The 17,855-nt window shown below is 46.1% G+C and carries 16 protein-coding genes and 2 pseudogenes; 2 read left to right on the forward strand and 16 right to left on the reverse strand.

Annotation, left to right across the window (positions count from 1 at the left end):
• From ACHBGV_RS07090 to cls, 15 genes and pseudogenes are all read right to left on the reverse strand, one after another.
• Positions 1-200 (reverse strand): annotated as a pseudogene (locus ACHBGV_RS07090) (integrase core domain-containing protein); the annotation flags it as partial.
• A 330-nt stretch (positions 201-530) separates the two neighbouring features.
• Complete coding sequence (gene rfbD, locus ACHBGV_RS07095; RefSeq protein ID WP_394735985.1) at positions 531-1,391, reverse strand: dTDP-4-dehydrorhamnose reductase; 861 nt, start codon at positions 1,389-1,391, stop codon at positions 531-533.
• Between the two features lie 54 nt (positions 1,392-1,445).
• Positions 1,446-2,492: a dTDP-glucose 4,6-dehydratase gene (rfbB, locus tag ACHBGV_RS07100; RefSeq protein ID WP_002937117.1), complete on the reverse strand. Its 1,047-nt coding sequence runs from the start codon at positions 2,490-2,492 to the stop codon at positions 1,446-1,448.
• A 190-nt stretch (positions 2,493-2,682) separates the two neighbouring features.
• A complete protein-coding gene (locus ACHBGV_RS07105) occupies positions 2,683-3,168 on the reverse strand; it encodes a phosphoribosylanthranilate isomerase (protein WP_394735986.1) in 486 nt (161 codons plus the stop codon).
• Positions 3,168-3,761, reverse strand: a complete 594-nt coding sequence (locus ACHBGV_RS07110) for a dTDP-4-dehydrorhamnose 3,5-epimerase family protein (RefSeq protein ID WP_105122677.1) — start codon at positions 3,759-3,761, stop codon at positions 3,168-3,170. Before ACHBGV_RS07110 ends, ACHBGV_RS07105 begins: the two co-directional genes overlap by 1 nt.
• Positions 3,761-4,630 carry a glucose-1-phosphate thymidylyltransferase RfbA gene (gene rfbA, locus ACHBGV_RS07115; RefSeq protein WP_105160147.1) on the reverse strand — a complete coding sequence of 290 codons (870 nt, stop codon included), beginning with the start codon at positions 4,628-4,630 and terminating at the stop codon, positions 3,761-3,763. The genes ACHBGV_RS07110 and rfbA overlap by 1 nt, the downstream gene beginning before the upstream one ends.
• 92 nt (positions 4,631-4,722) lie before the next feature.
• Positions 4,723-5,547 carry a ZIP family metal transporter gene (locus tag ACHBGV_RS07120; RefSeq protein ID WP_105122675.1) on the reverse strand — a complete coding sequence of 275 codons (825 nt, stop codon included), beginning with the start codon at positions 5,545-5,547 and terminating at the stop codon, positions 4,723-4,725.
• A 206-nt stretch (positions 5,548-5,753) separates the two neighbouring features.
• On the reverse strand, positions 5,754-6,548 hold the full coding sequence (locus ACHBGV_RS07125; RefSeq protein ID WP_394735987.1) for a Nif3-like dinuclear metal center hexameric protein: 795 nt from the start codon (positions 6,546-6,548) through the stop codon (positions 5,754-5,756).
• Positions 6,538-7,221, reverse strand: a complete 684-nt coding sequence (locus tag ACHBGV_RS07130; RefSeq protein ID WP_105160144.1) for a tRNA (adenine(22)-N(1))-methyltransferase TrmK — start codon at positions 7,219-7,221, stop codon at positions 6,538-6,540. Before ACHBGV_RS07130 ends, ACHBGV_RS07125 begins: the two co-directional genes overlap by 11 nt.
• Position 7,222: 1 nt before the next feature.
• On the reverse strand, positions 7,223-7,903 hold the full coding sequence (locus ACHBGV_RS07135) for a DnaD domain protein (RefSeq protein WP_394735988.1): 681 nt from the start codon (positions 7,901-7,903) through the stop codon (positions 7,223-7,225).
• Positions 7,904-7,912: 9 nt separating this feature from the next.
• A complete protein-coding gene (gene metA, locus ACHBGV_RS07140; RefSeq protein WP_125266229.1) occupies positions 7,913-8,854 on the reverse strand; it encodes a homoserine O-succinyltransferase in 942 nt (313 codons plus the stop codon).
• A gap of 112 nt (positions 8,855-8,966) precedes the next feature.
• Positions 8,967-9,479 (reverse strand): adenine phosphoribosyltransferase, encoded by a 513-nt coding sequence (locus ACHBGV_RS07145; protein ID WP_105110758.1) that lies wholly within the window; start codon positions 9,477-9,479, stop codon positions 8,967-8,969.
• 26 nt (positions 9,480-9,505) lie between these two features.
• The gene (locus ACHBGV_RS07150; RefSeq protein WP_394735999.1) at positions 9,506-10,504 is read right to left on the reverse strand and encodes a DUF3114 domain-containing protein; all 999 of its coding nucleotides are present in this window, start codon (positions 10,502-10,504) and stop codon (positions 9,506-9,508) included.
• Positions 10,489-12,699 (reverse strand): single-stranded-DNA-specific exonuclease RecJ, encoded by a 2,211-nt coding sequence (gene recJ / locus ACHBGV_RS07155; protein WP_394735989.1) that lies wholly within the window; start codon positions 12,697-12,699, stop codon positions 10,489-10,491. The genes ACHBGV_RS07150 and recJ overlap by 16 nt, the downstream gene beginning before the upstream one ends.
• A gap of 77 nt (positions 12,700-12,776) precedes the next feature.
• The gene (gene cls, locus ACHBGV_RS07160) at positions 12,777-14,324 is read right to left on the reverse strand and encodes a cardiolipin synthase (protein ID WP_394735990.1); all 1,548 of its coding nucleotides are present in this window, start codon (positions 14,322-14,324) and stop codon (positions 12,777-12,779) included.
• Between the two features lie 130 nt (positions 14,325-14,454).
• Here cls and ACHBGV_RS07165 point away from each other — a divergent pair.
• Positions 14,455-15,947: pseudogene (locus tag ACHBGV_RS07165) on the forward strand (zinc carboxypeptidase); the annotation flags it as partial.
• Positions 15,948-15,961: 14 nt separating this feature from the next.
• Positions 15,962-16,129, forward strand: coding sequence for an LPXTG cell wall anchor domain-containing protein (locus ACHBGV_RS07170; RefSeq protein ID WP_394735991.1), 168 nt, complete (start codon positions 15,962-15,964; stop codon positions 16,127-16,129).
• Positions 16,130-16,263: 134 nt separating this feature from the next.
• Here ACHBGV_RS07170 and ACHBGV_RS07175 read toward each other — a convergent pair whose 3' ends face one another.
• Positions 16,264-17,808 carry an ABC-F family ATP-binding cassette domain-containing protein gene (locus ACHBGV_RS07175; RefSeq protein ID WP_009910410.1) on the reverse strand — a complete coding sequence of 515 codons (1,545 nt, stop codon included), beginning with the start codon at positions 17,806-17,808 and terminating at the stop codon, positions 16,264-16,266.
• Between the last annotated feature and the right edge of the window lie 47 nt (positions 17,809-17,855).

Below are 17,855 nucleotides of genomic sequence, written 5' to 3' on the forward strand. Positions count from 1 at the left end.
TTGGAGCAGTAAAGAAAGCACTGAATCTGCTTGATAGAATCATCATAGGAATAGAAGGTTACATGCTGATAGAAGCGTCTTTTGTCATTTCGATGTCTGCGTTCAGCATTGCCATTATGTTTCGGATTCTGAGGTCGAATGATTCTGTGTTCAATGCCAAGCTTTTAACAGAGTACATCTAGCAGATGGACTTGTGATGAACGTGTACAGGTCATATATATCAAAAAAGAGAGAACATCTATTTTTACAATCATCAACGCTTTCAAGAGCGCAACAACGGCCTTGTCCCTCTTGAAATGAGGAACAAGGCCGTCGCCTAATCTTTTATTATTTCAGTGTCCACTTGACAGGGAGCTGTTCAGTCTTAAACGGATTTACGCAGGAGTTAGTTAGCACTAACTCCTTTAATATTTTTATTATAAACCATTGAACTTGATTTCTCAAGTTAAATACCTAGGAAATTATATGAATGCTAAGAATTGTTTCCTGGGATATGTAGAGGTTTCGTGACCTATATTATATAATCCTAGCTACTTATCACCCATTTTTTCCTGCTCATAAAACGCCTGCAAGGCCTCTTGCCAGGTTGGGATAACAAAGCCTGTTGCCTTAGCCTTGTCCAAGCTCATGGTTGAGTTGAATGGACGTTTTGCCTTGGCTGGGAACTGGCTAGAATCAACTGGCAATACCTTGGTGTTGGTATCTTTGAGGATTTCCGTCGCAAAGTCAAACCAGGTTGTATCTTCTGCCGCATCATTTGACAAATGGTAGTAACCAAATTCTTGACCAGTTTCAACCAAGTGTACCATGAATTCCGCAAGGGTACGGGTCCAAGTTGGGCGACCGTGTTGGTCATTGACAACTGTCAAGGTGTCTCGAGTTTCCGCAAGGTTTTGCATAGTAAAGACAAAGTTTTTGCCATAGTTACCAAAGACCCAGGCAGTACGAACTGTGTAGAACTTGTCTGCAAATTTCTCGACCGCCTCTTCACCCAGACGCTTGGTACGACCGTATTCAGATTGTGGATCTGGCTGGTCATCTACTTGCCACTCTTGACCGACAGGCAATTCCCCATTGAAAACGTAGTCTGTTGAGATATAGACAAGGGTCGCATCGTATTTAGTGGCTGCCTTGGCGACGTTCTCAGAACCCGTTACGTTAATCTTGTAGTTGAGTTCCTTGCCCTCATCTTCTGCCATATCAACAGCTGTGTAGGCTGCACAGTGGTAAACGACGCTCGGCTTGACTTCTGCAAAGAAGGCATCCACTTTCTCTGCATCCGTAATGTCCATTTCTGCTACGTCAGCGGCAACATACTCGACACCACGCTCATCCAAGAGATAACGCAATTCTGTACCCAACTGACCATTTGCACCTGTAATTAAAATCATGTTCGCTCCTCATTTCAAGAAAGGCTTGGGCCAAAGCCCCAGCCTTCAATTGTCTTATTTAATAACTTCTTGCGTTTTCGCGTAATTAGCTTCAACAGCTTCTTTTTCAGCCTTCCACCAGTCTTGGTTATCTGTGTACCACTGGATAGTTTCTTCCAAACCTTGAGAGAAATCTGTAAATTGTGGGGTCCAGCCAAGCTCATCACGTAGCTTACTTGCGTCAATCGCATAGCGCAAATCGTGTCCTGCTCGATCAGTCACGTGGTCGTAAGCGTCTTTTGGTTGACCCATTTTTTCAAGAATCAATTCAAGCACTTCTTTGTTGTTCTTCTCTCCGTCAGCACCAATCAGGTAGGTTTCACCCATACGACCTTTGGTCAAGATTGCCCAAACACCAGTCGAGTGGTCGTTGGTGTGGATCCAGTCGCGAACATTCTTACCTTCACCGTAGAGTTTTGGCTTGATACCTGCCAAGATATTGGTGATCTGGCGCGGAATGAATTTCTCGATATGCTGGTAAGGACCGTAGTTGTTTGAACAGTTGGAAATGGTCGCTTTGACACCAAAAGAACGAACCCATGCCTTCACAATCAAATCTGAAGCAGCCTTGGTTGATGAGTATGGTGATGATGGGTTGTAGTTGGTTTCCGCAGTAAATTTCTCACCTGGACCTTCACCATGACCTGGCAAGTCTTCACGCAAAGGAAGATCGCCGTACACTTCATCTGTTGATACATGGTGAAAACGGATATCGTATTTACGAGCCGCTTCAAGCAAGGTGTAAGTACCAATAAAGTTGGTATGGATAAATGGGCTTGGATCATTGAGAGAGTTGTCGTTGTGGCTTTCCGCTGCGTAGTGAACGATCGCATCTGCCTTAGCAGCCAATTTGTCAACCAATTCAGCATCTGCGATATCGCCGACAACCAACTCCACACGGTCACCAAGAATAGCTTCCAAGTTAGCCTTGTTTCCTGCATAAGTGAGTTTATCCAAGACAGTCACATGGACGTCTGGGTGGTTATTGTAAACGTAGTGCACAAAGTTTGAGCCGATGAAACCAGCTCCACCAGTTACGATAATATTTTTAAATTGAGACATTTTTTTCTCCGAAAAGTTATTTTTCTTTTTTTGTGTGTCATCTTAGGTAGCGGGGTCGTAAGCAACCACCAAGATGTTTCATTACTAAAGCATGAGCCTAAGGTCTCATGCTTTCCTCGCTCCTTAGCAAAGCAAAGGAGCTTCTCACTACGGCGATGACACACTGAACTGCTCACTTTGCTCGCTTTTTTTACCTCAAAATTTCCTTCAAGTAAGCAATCTTAGCAAAGTCTTTTTGATTGTTATTTTCTGCTCGGTAGGAATCTTTTGAAGAGGCTTGGTAGATTTTCAGGTATTGTTCAAGTGTCGGTAGGTAATAGCGAACACCTGCTGTTTCTAGTTCTTCCAAATCTTCTAGCTCTACACCAGCAAATTCAGGCAGTGAATGTAGGCCTCCGAATTCAACAGATAAGCCGTCTTTATGAAATTCATGTTCATGACGGTCAACAAGGACGTAACCTAGTTGGTTCATCATAGCAATCAAGGCATCCGCCTGATAAATCCTTTCGTCGTCTGGGGCTTCCCAGCCACGCGGATCACTTGGAACATGGATGTCCAAATCTCCTGCCTGCCAGTCCCTCCCTGTGCGCCTTTCCAAACCAACTGAGCCCATTAACAAGGGAGTGATTCCTAACTTGTTTAACTGCTCTGCTATTTCCAAAAAGGCTTGAAACATTAGAGGTCCTCTTTTCTCAAAGGCTTGACATCCTTGAGGAATGGATGGTTTTCATCTGCTTCTGAAACTTCTGCTTCTTTTAGGTTTTCCCATTTAATGTCGAGACTAGGGTCTGCGTAGTTGACAAAAGCGTACTTAGGCTTGAGTTCCAATGCCCAATAGTCATTAACCAAGTAGCTGTAGGCCACGAAGTCTGACAAGACTTGGAAACCATTGGCTACTCCGCGCGGAACGAAGATACCTTTTGAAGCATCGATAACGGTTTGGTAGGTATTACCGAAGGTCTCTCCTTCACGAAGATCCACCCAAGTTCCCAAAACCTTACCGCCGTCTGCTACTGAAATGTATTTATCCCAAGGCTCTGCGTGAAGACCACGAAGAACGTTTTTACGAGAGAAGGAAACATTATTCTGCAATTTTCCTTCTGCAAAGAAACTTTCTGGGAAACCAAGTGGCAACATTTTTTCCTTCTGAAAATTTTCCTTGAACCAGCCACGGTTATCTCCGTGCACTGGAATGTCAAACTCCAGCATACCAGGAATAGCATCAACTGGACGAGCCGCAAGCTCTTTACCGAAAAAGTTTTCTGTCATTAAGCCTCTCCAATCAAACGGAGCAAGTATTGTCCGTATTCATTTTTCTTAAGCGGTTGTGCCAATTCATGCACTTGTTCTTTTGTAATGTAGCCCATGCGGTAAGCAATTTCTTCCAAGTTCGCGACTTGAACGTTTTGCAAGCGCTGAACCGTTTCGATGTACTGAGCCGCTTCCAAAAGGCTCTCGTGTGTACCTGTATCCAACCAGGCAAATCCGCGTCCCATAAGCTCTACTGACAAGTCGCCACGTTCCAGATAAGCCTTATTGACATCTGTGATTTCCAACTCGCCACGAGGTGATGGTTTAATATTTTTCGCGATTTCCACCACGTCATTGTCATAGAAATAAAGACCTGTGACAGCGAAATTTGATTTTGGCACTTCTGGCTTTTCTTCAATGGAAATAGCGTTCATGTTTTCATCAAACTCAACGACACCAAAACGTTCTGGATCCTTGACTTGATATCCAAAGACTGTCGCACCTTTTTCCTTGCTGGCTGCCCGTTGGAGCATCTTGGTCAGGCCATTTCCGTGATAAATGTTGTCACCGAGAATCAGGGCAACATTGTCATTGCCGATAAATTCTTCACCTATGATAAAGGCTTGCGCAAGTCCATCTGGACTTGGCTGCTCTGCATATTCCAAAGAAATACCCAGCTCAGAACCGTCACCCAACATATCCTTGAAGCGTGGAAGATCCTGCGGCGTGGAAATGACTAAAATCTCCTTAATCCCAGCCAACATCAGGGTTGACAACGGGTAGTAAATCATGGGTTTGTCGTAAATGGGCATGAGCTGTTTGGAAGCTGCACGCGTCAGCGGATAGAGGCGAGTGCCTGAACCACCGGCTAAAATAATACCTTTCATAGTCTTACCTTCCTGCGTATAATACCAGTCCATTATACCATATTTTCAGCGTTTTTGTCATAAGGAAAAAGCCCCCGAAGAGACTTTCAAGTTTATCCAAGAGCCACGTCCAGAATCATCATGATGATGAAACCAGCCATGAGGCCCAGCGTTGCAATATCCGTATTTCCATTAGTCTGGGACTCCGGAATGAGCTCCTCGACCACGACGAAAATCATAGCACCGGCCGCAAAAGATAGGGCATAGGGTAAAATCGGTGTCATGTAGGTCACCGCCACCGCTCCAATCACAGCAGCAATAGGCTCAACAATGGCTGACATGGACCCCCAGAAAAAGGCCTTACTTCGAGTCGCACCGTCTGTCCGAATAGGGATGGCCAGGGCTGCTCCCTCAGGAATATTTTGCAGACCGATACCGACTGCTAACCCAATAGCACCTGCAAGGGCAGCAGGACTAAAGTTCGACGCTAGAGCACCAAAGGTTACCCCGACCGCCAACCCTTCAGGAATATTGTGGATAGTTATGGCCAAAAATAGCAGAGCTGTTTTAGACAGATTTTTCCTGTCCTCCTCACCCCCACCTTCGGCCTGAGATTTGTCGTGCCCCAGGTGCAAATGTGGCACCAGAGCATCGACCAAGCGTAAAAAGATGCCTCCAAAAGCAAAACCAAGAGCTGCAGGCACCCAAGCCCAGGCACCATAGGTCTCCTCCGCATAGCTAATCGAAGGAGCCAAGAGAGACCAAAACGAGGCCGCAATCATCACTCCAGCTGCGAAGCCCAACATGGTATCCAAGAGCCTCCTACTAATCGTTTTAAAGAAAAAAACAACCGCTGACCCTAAAATAGTACAGGACCAGGTAAAGAGCCCTCCCAACAAGGCCTGTACAACAACTGATTGTTCCATAAACCAGGTCATAGAAGAACCAACTTTCTAAATCAATATCTTAAGTTCCTCTAGCATACCCCAAATTCAGAAGAATTGCAAGCTCAGATAGTTTGGATAAGTTTTGGAACCGAAAATAGAGCAAAGGTTGTTGCCACTGCCTTCAACCTGACCCTTGCTCACTGGTATCTTTCTATTTTGGTTAAAAAAAAGCACCACTAGGGTGCCAAGCATAATTTTTACAAATGTCGAAAGGGATTGGTCGACACGGTTGAAGGCAAGATTTCCACATCCCAGCCGTTTTCAGCCTTCCAGTTCTCTAGCAAATCAGCGATTTTCTTAATAAAGAGCACCTCAATGTGATGACCTGGGTCAATGGCCAAAAGGCCCTGGGTCAGCATGTCCTGACCAGTATGATAGTAAATATCACCAGTGATATAGACATCCGCATCCTTCGCAATCGCATCCTGATAGAATGAACCACCACTACCGCCACAAATAGCCACTCGACTAACATATTGCTGGGCTTGATGACCATAGGTAACCAGGCGAACCGCATCCAGACCAAAGACGGACTTAACCTTCACTGCCAGCTCCTCCAAGGTCTGCTCTGCTATGGTACCCACACGACCAATACCTTGACCCTCAACAGTCTCATGAAGAACGGTCGTCTCCTCTATCCCCAAGAGTTCACAGAACCAGTCGTTCAGACCACCCTCGACCACATCAATGTCTGTGTGGCTGACATAGACCGCAATATCGTGCTTGATCAAATTCAGATAAATCTGATTTTCCAGCTTATCCGCCACCAAATCCTTAATCGGACGGAAAATAGGGGCATGCTTGACAATAATCAAATCCACCTGCTTGTCAATGGCCTCTGCCACTGTCGTTTCACGAATATCCAGGGCCACCATGACCCGCTTGATATCCTTTTTCAGCGTCCCAATTTGCAGACCGCTGACATCCCCTTCCATGGCTAGATGGGGCGGACAAAAGGCTTGATAACGCGCGATGAGTTGACTAGCTAACATGCAAAACCTCCTTGATGTGGTTGATTTTTTGGGAAATAGCAGAGCGGTCATCCTGTCTTTCAAGGGGCACTTGTTCCAGGGCATAAGTGAGCTTATCCAGCTCCTTCAACCATTTATTAACAAAGACAGCAGACTGCTGCTCCAATAAATAAGGTCCAAATCGCTCTTCTGTTGCAGACAAGCTCATCTTTCCTGGCTCCGCTACTAGGATTTCATAGAGTTTGTCATTTTCTTCCAAGATTTCCTCCGCAACAAGCTGAAAATCATGGGCGACCAGCCAACGACGGACATCATCTTCACGGTTGTTGGGCTGCAAAACCAATCGCTCAACGCCTGCTAACTTATCCTGACCGGCCTCCAAGATGTCGGCGATGAGCCTACCACCCATGCCTGCGATAGTCACAGCAGTAATCTGGTCAACAGCTTCTACGGCCGCCAGCCCATTGGCCAAACGAACCAAAATCCTGTCCGTCTGTCCCGCCTGCTCGACGTTTTGAAGGGCAGACTGATAGGGGCCCTGGACCACTTCACCTGCCACGGCGAAGTCAATCCTACCCTGCTCCACCAAAAAAAGAGGGAGATAAGCATGGTCACTCCCTACATCGACTAAGCGTGCTCCGGTTGGCACGAAAGATGCGACTGTTTCCAGCCGTTTTGATAATTTTGTTTCCATTTTACTCTTTCCAGAGATCCATGGCCGCCAGAAAATCGCTGGATGCAGTGACATTCTTGGGCGATGGCAAATCTCTTTCTGCATTTTTTGCCTCTACTTGAGCGACGGTGGTAATGCCCTCCCGACGCCAGTTGCGCAGAATAGCTTGAATATATTTCCAGTTGGTCTTATTGTTGAATACGGCCTCTTTGAGGGCTGCTCGAATGAGCTCAACGGTGGTCTTGTCCTCTTCAATCGTCTTCTGCAAATCCTCAATCTCAAAAGGCGACAGGAGACGGCCAAGTTCTCGCTCAAAATCTCCCACAATGGTCTTCAAATCATTAGCAGGAGCAAGAATCTCCACAGCAGATTCCTTAGGCGTAGCAAACAAACCATCCAGCTTTTCCAGGGCTGGGGCTGCATCAAAAATCATCTCAATCTCACCATCTAAGATAATGGTTTTCATCTCCAGCAAGCCTGAATCCTGCAGCTGTTCAATGGCCCGATTCACCTCGGCCACCGTAGCACCAATGGCCTGAGCGATGTCGCTTGGGGCAAGGGTTTCTAATTTGCTAGTATTTTGAAAATAGAAAAACTGCCAAACCAAAAAAGTCTGTGATGAGGGAAATATATCCTTAAAATGAAATAGTAAGGCAGAAGGCAGGACCAAGTGGCCCTGCTGAAATTGCTGTGAATAATTCATACTTCCTCTTTATAAACTCGCTGAAAGAGCTGATAATTCTGCGTGATTCCAGTCATAAGGTGTTTCTTGATAGACCGCATAGTTGACCCAGTTTGTAAAGAATTGTGCAGCTGGCAAATTCCAAGACAGAGCTGGTCTGCTGGTCGGATCATCGTTTTTGAAATAATTCTCTGGCACATGGGGATTTTTCCCAGCCAGGCAATCTCGCTCATATTCCTTAGCCAGGGTGTCACGGTCGTACTCCAAATGACCAAAACTATAGACTTCACGCAAGTCCTTGCTGGCTAGAATAGACAGGCCGACATCTGCTCCTTGGGATAGAATTTCCAGCTGTCCCAAATGAGCAATATCTTCCGCATTGACCTCAGTATAGCGGGAATGAGGTGAGCGAAACTCATCATCAAATCCACGCATGAGGGGATTGTTTGCCCCTACTACTTCTTGGCAATAGACGCCGGACAATTTGCGATCCATCTGGTATTTTTCGACACCGTAGCGGGCATACAGTCCAGCCTGTGCCCCCCAACAAATATGCAAGGTTGAGTAGACATTTGTCTTGGACCAGTCGAAAACCTGGACCAGCTCCTGCCAATAGTCCACTTCCTCAAATGGTAAATTTTCCACTGGAGCACCAGTGACGATGAGCCCGTCAAAGTAGCTATCCTTGATCTCTTCAAAGGTATTGTAAAATTGGTCCAAGTGGTCAGCGTGAGTATTCTTGGATTCATGACTGACCATGTGCAGAAATTCCACTTCAAGCTGCAGGGGCGTATTGGCCAAAAGACGGAGCAACTGGGTCTCCGTCACAATTTTTTGGGGCATAAGATTAAGAATTAAAATCTTTATCGGTCGGATGTCCTGATGGCTAGCTCGGTCGCTATCCATGACAAAGATATTCTCTTGTCTCAAAATATCTACTGCTGGTAAGGATTTTTCAATCTTGATTGGCATGGGCAACCTCCTAATTATCTTATTATCTATTATAAAGCAGGTGTCCAGACAAATCAAATAGCTTAAAATTAGTATCAGTTATAGATTATAACTATACCCTTGATAGATAATCTTAATAATGCATCAAAACCTTATAGTCGTAGTCGCCGATAGCTTCTCGGCCTTTGAGGTCATCTAACTCAATCAAGAAGGCACATCCAGCAACAATTCCACCCAATTTTTCAATCATTTCGATTGTTGCTTTGACCGTACCACCAGTAGCCAACAGGTCGTCTACAATCAGGACACGTTGACCAGGTTTGATAGCATCTGCGTGCATAGTCAAGGTATCCACACCGTATTCTTTTTCATAGTCAGCCGAAATCACTTCGCGTGGCAATTTCCCTGGCTTACGAACTGGTGCAAATCCTATACCCAATTCAAAGGCAACAGGACAACCTACGATAAATCCACGCGCCTCAGGACCAACAATCATATCAATATCCTTGCTAACAGCATACTGCACAATCTCACGAACAGCATAGCTGTAGGCATTTCCATCAGCCATCAAGGGGCTAATATCACGGAACTCGATACCCTCTTTTGGATAGTCAGGAATAGTTGCGATGTAATCTTTTAAGTTCATGTTTTTCTCACTTTTTAAAAATAATTTTACTCTCTATTATACCATGATTTTATCTTTTGGCATAATCTAAATCCTATGTCTCTGGAAAATTCCTTTCGCAGTTTAGCTACCTGGGCTGCTCTGCTATTTCCACCTGAGGAAAATATTCCCTGCCGGTTGAAATAGGAATGGTTCCAACCCGCCTTGGACTTGCGCAGTTGGAACCAGTAAATTCTAGCCGGAGACAGATAAGCCCCTGCCTTGGAACGGAGGATTTTCTTACGGTAGACAGGGTCGTGGGGACCAACCGGTTTCATGTCCAGCTGGTAGTGCCTACGATTATTGGCCCTGGCATAGTTAAAGGAGGCACCGTTGACCTGACCATTTAAGGTCGGAGCCTCATCCAAAATCAAGGCAAAGTTCCCCTTTTCATCCAAAATAAACTCGCTGTGAAAATGGATGAGGACCTTGATGTTGAGGGGCAGGCTCTGTGTTAATTTTTCCCTGCGAAAGAGTTGCTTGTTGTGGAGGCGGGCAGATTGCCGCAGCTGGTAACTCCGGCGTGGCAAAGTAGACAGGTAGCTAGTCAAGGCCTGCCAGTCTGATTTCCCCTGCCCGTAGTGCCTGCGGACCCAATCCGCCTGCTGGTAGGAAATCAAGTAACGGAGCTGGTGAACCTGCTTAGGTAGGCTCTCATCAGGGTAAGCTAAGTCAACTAGCCCAGCAAACTCCCGCCAAAAGGCATGATGCGGAGGCAGATTTTGGTCCATCTGTCCCATTAACCAGGTCAGGTGCTTCTGCTCCAATTCCTCTGGAAAGTCAAGAATGGCAATAATCTGGTCCACCAACTGAGCAGAGCTTGCCTGGTCCAAGTTTCTTCTCATTTCCTTCAAAGTCTCCGCACAGGCTAGGCTGGCAAAGGTCAGCTGGTCTAGTCTCTTAGCTTGAAGAGGAATGCTACAGGTCCGACACTTACGCCAGGGTAAGAAGGGCAGACAGATAAGGACTGCCAGTAATAAGACCTGCCAGATCATGATGAACCACACAGCCAATCATAAATTTCTTGGACCGTTCCCAGGGCAAAAAGCTCCTGCTGGACGACCGTTTTCTTCAGGTCTTGGTAAATCTGACTGTCCGAAATCTCCCGCTTCTGGGCATCCTTATTAACCCTCATCACCCCATCTGAAATGGTGACAAACTCCAATTCCTGGAAAATCTGAATCATCTTGACCAACAAGCTGTCCTTAATTTTCAGATAAGCAGCCAAATCCTTGAGTTTATAACGCACATCAAACTCATCAAACTGGTAAATGGTCTTATAGAGCTTGGCAAATTGCTCCCGACTCCCGTATCCATCCAAATAATATGGCTTGGCTATCTCATTTTTGAAGTAGATAGCCTCGAATTGATGTTCTTGGAAATAGCTGCGCAGACTTTCTAAATCCTCTGGCAAACTAGCTAGAGCAATGACAGGCGAACTCGTCTGCTCTGCCATGTCCACCAGAGGAATGCCAGCAGGAATCGGATGCTGTTTACTGCGAATGTTATAGAGCTGAACACCGTCCACACGCGCGTCCACCAGCATGAGCTGCAGGCTGGTATTGCCATTCCATTTGTTGACAGAAAGGGTCACAGCCAGCTCCAGATCCTTGGCCTGAGAAAATTCCAGAGCCAGATTGCCCTTACCAAAGGCAACGACGTCAAATCCGGCTGCTCCCTTACTGATCCGGAGCTTGAGGTGGGCATTGTTTTGCCCCATAGTCCGGGCAGACTCAACCTGAAAATCCTTGACATAAAAGACCGGTTTTTTGTTGTCCATGCCGTAGGGAGCCAGCTTGTCAAAGGATTTTAAAGTATCCAGGGTCAATTCCTCTAGGTCAATCTCCTCATCAATAACCAGTGCAGATTTCTGAGACAAGTCCAGTTTATTCTCTTCGATAAAGGTCGCTAAAGTGTCCGCCAGCTGGTCTAATTTATCCACTTCCAGCGTCATGCCAGCAGCTCCAGCGTGACCGCCAAAGGCGATAAAGAGGTCCTGGTGGTCCTTGAGGGCTTGGAAAATATCAACAGCCTCCGGTGACCGGGCAGAGCCCTTGGCCCGCCCTTCCTCAATGGACAGGACAATGACCAGCTGGCCCAGCTCTTCCAAGAGACGGCCTGCAACGATCCCCAGCACACCAGGATTCCAGCCTTCCTTGGCTAGAACCTGTACAGGCCGACTGGTATCTAGCATGGTCTTGGCCTCATCATAAATAGCCTGGACAATATCCTTGCGTTCCACATTTTTAGCATCAATCATGAGGGCAATTTCATGGGCCTCTTCATCGTCAAAGCCAGTCAAGAGTTCAAGGGCTGGATTGGGGTCATCCAGGCGGCCCAGGGCATTGAGGCGGGGGGCAATTTGAAAACCGACCGTTTCTTCATCAAGGCCATCGAGCTCAATCCCAGCAATCTTCATCAATTCTTGTAGGCCAGCCCGCTCAGTTTGTTTGAGCAGAGAAAGGCCGTATTTGACCATAACCCTATTTTCATCGGTCAGGCTGACCATATCTGCTATGGTTCCAATTGCGACTAGGTCCAATAGGTCTGCATGAACCGTCTCCAAAAGTGCGCATGCCAATTTGAAGGCGACGCCACAGCCAGCCAGGTGCTTAAAGGGATAGTTGCCTTCGGGATGCTCTGGATGAACAATGGCATAAGCAGCCGGTAAAGTCGCCTGAAGGGAATGGTGGTCCGTCACAATCACATCAACACCCATCTCTTGGGCATAGGCAATAGCTTCATGACCCGCTACGCCATTGTCAACCGTAACAATGAGAGAAATCCCCTGCTGCTCAATGAAATACTTGTAGACAGACTGGTTGGGGCCGTAACCATCGGTAAAGCGGTTGGGCAGGTAGACCTGGACCTCCGCCCCTAGCTCCTCCAAGGTCTCCTTCAAAATCGAAGCCGATGTCATGCCGTCCGCATCGTAATCACCATAGATCAGAATCTGCTCGTAGTCCTCAATGGCCCGACGAATCCGCTCAACGGCCTTGTCCATGTCATGCAGTAGATAAGGATCATGCAGGTCTTCAAGGCTGGGCTGCAAAAATTTCTGCAAATCCTCCCTTGTCTGGATGCCCCGCTCGTAAAGGAGCTTGGCTGCGATAGGGTCCAACCCTTCTTTCTTTGCCAATTTGACAAATGTTTCATCAGAAAAACCGGTCATCAATTGCCAGTCATATTGTGGTTTAATCACACTTTTTTCTCCTTAGCATCTATCTTTCCATTATACCATGTTCAAAGGAAAAAACGACAGGGAAAATCTGTCGTTTTCTATAATAAGGGGGCAATAATGCGCATAATGGCTCCGGCCAGTCGTTTGTTCCACGAATAGGTTGTGATAAAGGGCAGGAGCTTGATTTGCTGGGATTTCTTGAAGGACTGGTCAAAGTCTTCCTTGATTGCTGCTAGAACACCTGAATGGTTGTAGATATAAAGACCACACTCGAAGTTTAGATAGAAAGAACGGAAATCCATGTTGACCGTCCCCACCGTTGCCTTTTTGTCATCCACCAGGACCACCTTGGAGTGGACAAAACCTGGCTGGTATTCGTAAATTTCGATGCCTGATTCTAGGTAGGTAGGAAAATCTGTCCGAGCAGCCAACATGGCTGATTTTTTATCATAGATATGAGGCAGGAGCAACTTGACCTTGACGCCGCGTTTGGCCGCGTAGGTTAGATTGTCAATCATCTCGTCATCCAAGACCAGGTAGGGCGTCATGATGTAAATGTAATCTGTCGCAGACTGAATCATGTCCAGATAGACACGCTTGGCCACCTCATCTCCATCAAAGGGATTTTCTCCGTAGGGCAGGAAGAAACCTTCGCCATCAACGGTCTCTGTCTCCAAGTCCTTGTGGGATTTGAGGTACTTGAGGTCCTCAGTCTCCTCTTTTTCGTCATAGTTCCACATCTGCAGGAACATGAGGGTAAAGTTGGCAACCGCCTCCCCCCTAATCATGATAGCAGCATCCTTCCAGTAGCCAAACCGAACGATTTTATTGATATATTCGTCCGCAATATTGACCCCACCTGTAAAGGCGACTGCTCCGTCAATGATGGCAATTTTGCGGTGGTCGCGGTTGTTTTGAATAGTGGAAAGGGCCGGGATAATCTGTGAGAATACCTTGGCCTTGATTCCAAAGGTCCGCAGCTGCTTATAGTAGGAATAGGGCAGATTGGTCAGAGAATTGGTCCCGTCGTACATAAAGCGCACTTCCACTCCCTGCTCTGCTTTATCCTTCAAAACAGCCAGAATAGAGTCCCACATATAGCCCTGGTCCACAATGAAGTATTCCATAAAAATGTAGTTTTCTGCCTTTTTCAATTCCTCCAAAAGAGCTTCAAACTTGGCCTCTCCACTGGAAAAATACACCGCATCCGTATTAGTATGCAGGGCATAACCGACATGGTCACTCATATAGTTGGCTAGCTTGAGCTGCTCCTTATCCTCCTTGGCCAGTGCCTTCATGACCTTGTCAGAAGTGCTGGAGAATTCGCGCAAGCGCTCAGCCTGTTTATAGAAATTCTTCCGATAACGCTTCGTTTCAATATTGGATTGGAGAATGAAATAAAAGAGGGCTCCAAAAATGGGAATGCCACTGACAAATATAATCCAGGTCAGCTTAAAACTAGTATTCATTGGACGATTGATAATGGAAATGGCCACCAGAACAGAAAAAATCTGCATAATGGACCAAAATGCCGGCATATAATTGGTCGCCTCAACCACAAACCAAAAAATCAGAAAGACCGTCAGAGCAAGCAGGCTAATGACAATAAAAGTCCTCGAATAAATAATCTTCCACAGTTTTTCCATAGTCGTCTCCTAAATCTTTATACCAGTATATCACAAATCCCCTAGATTGAAAATACGAAGGGAAAAGAAGGACTGACTTACCCAGCCTGACCAGATGTTGGCCAAGTTAAAAGAAACTTTGACTACAAGCTACCGAAGTATTCTTGGACATACCATCGAAATTCCAGAAACCAACCAAGAATCCATTAAAGCCGGATTCTATGCTGTCCTCAGGGGCATCAACCACATGGCCAGCAAGCCTGATAATTTGATAAACATGCGCCTCACCTACTATTCACGCGGTGTGAATAAGGTAGAAGATCCAAAGGCTGTGGCAGAACTGGTCGGACCAGACGGAGAAGTCGTAGGTCGTATTAAGAATGATCAACCAAAATTCTTCCCTGACTATTATGACATCCCAATGTCTCTGGAATAGAATAATTATATGGAAGAAGCCTTTAAAATGATTGACTACTTCAAGCGCAACGGCGTCCTTGTCACCGAGCTGACAGAGAATGCCGGTCCATTTAACAAGGGCGACTTGGTGGTAGATATGGCACAAGCCAAGCGTGGATTTGCCAACCACGTCCTCTACACTGGTTAAGATGAGTCCAAATGGGGAGCTATGTATGCTGAATTGGTCGTGAATTTCCCTGATATGAGAGGCTTTAAGGCGATGGCTGTCTTTGAAGAAAATCTCTTTGACGGCAAACTTGGAAGCATTACCTGGACCAAGGCCGCACGGACAAGCGACATCGACTACAAGACACCGTACTACATTGTGGCCAATACTTCCGAGTCAGCAGTCAAGGCCATCAACCAGGCGATTAAGCAAGGTCAAAAAGTCTACTTGACAGAAGCCAGCTACATTATCAAAACCAATCAATTTGTTCAACTATTGGACCAATATGCCCTCTATGGTGAACACCTCTACAAGCAACCTGTAGGCACAGAATTGAAAGCTATTAAGGTCTACGCTCCTTCACACAGCTATAGATGGGCTGGAGATTTTGCCATCCGCGCCAACACCGCCTTGGTAGTGGAACGCAGGGGATTTGAAACCGTTGAAACTCCTGATGAAGCTGATGCAATCATCCTGGAATCCGAACAATTTGATGCCAGCATGTTTGGGCAGAAACCAGTCATTGTTGTCGGTGGTGCGGCTGTGCAGAAACTGGAAGAATTAGGTATTATAGAAGGCTTTAATGCAGAAATGTTTGATGGTGGTTATGACTTTGAAGGACTAATGAAGGCAGTCGTTGACGATAGTGACCCTCTGACAAGCGGATATGCCATGAACGACCTCTTCTATTCCAATTCTGGTAACTGAATTGAGGGTATCCCAGAAGGCTTCCGAACCCTGGTTAAAATTGCTGACCAGGATTATTATATCGCTGGCTGGTGGCCTGGTCATGAGGGACTGGCTAGCAAGACTGTCGCTATAGCTGGCATGTATCAAGACCAATCTATCTTTATCTATGCAGGAATCCAACCAAAAAGGTTCACCCTGTTCATTTCTTCCGCTGGGTGTCAAATGGCCTCTTCGGTAGCCAATTGGCAACTCTTGAAGACCTACCTCCAGTAGAAATTCTAGTTCCTCAGCCAAAACCAACTAGTCCAGACCAAGCCGATGATGCGCCCGCTCATCCTCTCTACCTATGCCTGTGACTATTCGTTTTGATAAAGCTGAAAGCAAGGAATCTTCTATTCAACATGAAAACGAAGAAACTAGCTTGCCGAAAACAGGATTAGAGTTCAACTATTTCGCTACAGCACTGGGTAGCGTCATATTAGTGGCTAGTTTCTATTGGAAAAAGCAACACTAAGTTGGTCACCGATTTTCACCTGGAGACAATAAAAAAATAGACCCCCAATTTTAGAAGCTGTGAATACAAGTTCTAAGATTGAAGTGCCTATATATGCAGTCTTGTCTACTGCTAAGGGACAAGGCTGCTTTTATTTATGTCAATTCATTAAAATCCCAGACATCATCAACCCAGCCTTCATAGAAATCAGGCTCATGGCAGACCATGAGGATAGAGCCCTTGTAGGCTTGAAGGGCACGTTTGAGTTCATCCTTGGCATCCACATCCAAGTGGTTGGTAGGCTCGTCGAGAACCAAGACATTGTTTTCACGGTTCATAAGCAAACAGAAGCGAACTTTGGCCTGTTCACCACCTGAAAGAACTTGAATTTGGCTTTCGATATGCTTGGAAGTCAGACCGCAACGAGCCAAGGCTGCTCGTACTTCCGCCTGGTTAAGAGCAGGAAAGGCATCCCAAACGGCTTCAAGCGGAGTCTGACGATTGCCACCAGCTACTTCTTGCTCGAAATAGCCTAGTTCCAAATACTCCCCACGCTCCACAGAACCGCCCAGTGGTGGAATAATCCCCAGCAAACTTTTAAGAAGAGTGGATTTACCGATACCGTTGGCACCGACAATGGCAATCTTCTGGTTGCGTTCAAAGGTCAGATTGAGCGGTTTACGTGTCAATACACGGTCATAACCAATTTCCAAATCAGTCGTTTGGAAGATAAAGCGACTTGGTGTCCGAGCCATTTTGAAATCAAATGATGGCTTTGGTTTCTCTGCTTGAAGCTCAATAATCTCCATCTTGTCCAATTTCTTCTGACGAGACATGGCCATGTTTCGAGTGGCAACACGGGCCTTGTTACGGTTAACGAAGTCCTGCAAGTCTGCGATTTCCTTCTGTTGGCGCTCATAGGCTGCCTCCAACTGAGCCCGCTTCATAGCATGTACTTCTTGGAATTGATAGTAATCGCCTGTGTAACGAGTCAAGAGCTGATTTTCCACATGGTAGACAATGTTTATCACATCATTCAGGAAAGGAATGTCATGCGAAATCAAGACAAAGGCATTTTCATAGTTCTGCAAGTAGCGTTTGAGCCAGTCAATATGCTCTGCATCCAAATAGTTGGTCGGCTCATCCAGAAGCAAGATGTCAGGCTTTTCCAAGAGCAATTTTGCAAGAAGAACTTTAGTCCGTTGTCCCCCTGATAACTCCGTCACATCCTTGTCCATGCCATAGTCCATGACACCAAGCGCACGCGCTACTTCGTCAATCTTGGCATCAAGCGTATAGAAATCACGGCTTTCCAGACGATCCTGCAGTTCACCAACCTCTTCCATGAGGGCATCCATATCGGCACCCTCTTCTGCCATAGACATGTAAATGTCATTGATACGGGCTTCTGTCTTGAAGAGTTCATCGAATGCTGTCCGCAAGACATCACGGACTGATTGACCCTTTTCTAATTTAGCATGCTGGTCTAAATAACCTGCCGTTACATAACGTGACCATTCAACCTTGCCTTCATCTGGCTGCAATTGACCTGTCACGATGGACATGAAGGTCGATTTCCCTTCTCCATTGGCACCGACAAGTCCGATATGTTCCCCTTTCAAGAGACGGAAGGAGACATTCTCAAAAATTGCGCGGTCACCAAAACCATGACTTAAATTCTTTACTTCTAAAATACTCATATTTCCTCACAAAAGAGGCTGGAAATCCTTCCAGTCTCTGTTTACTT

The organism is Streptococcus sp. A34 (assembly GCF_043674115.1).
Lineage (GTDB): Bacteria > Bacillota > Bacilli > Lactobacillales > Streptococcaceae > Streptococcus > Streptococcus suis_V.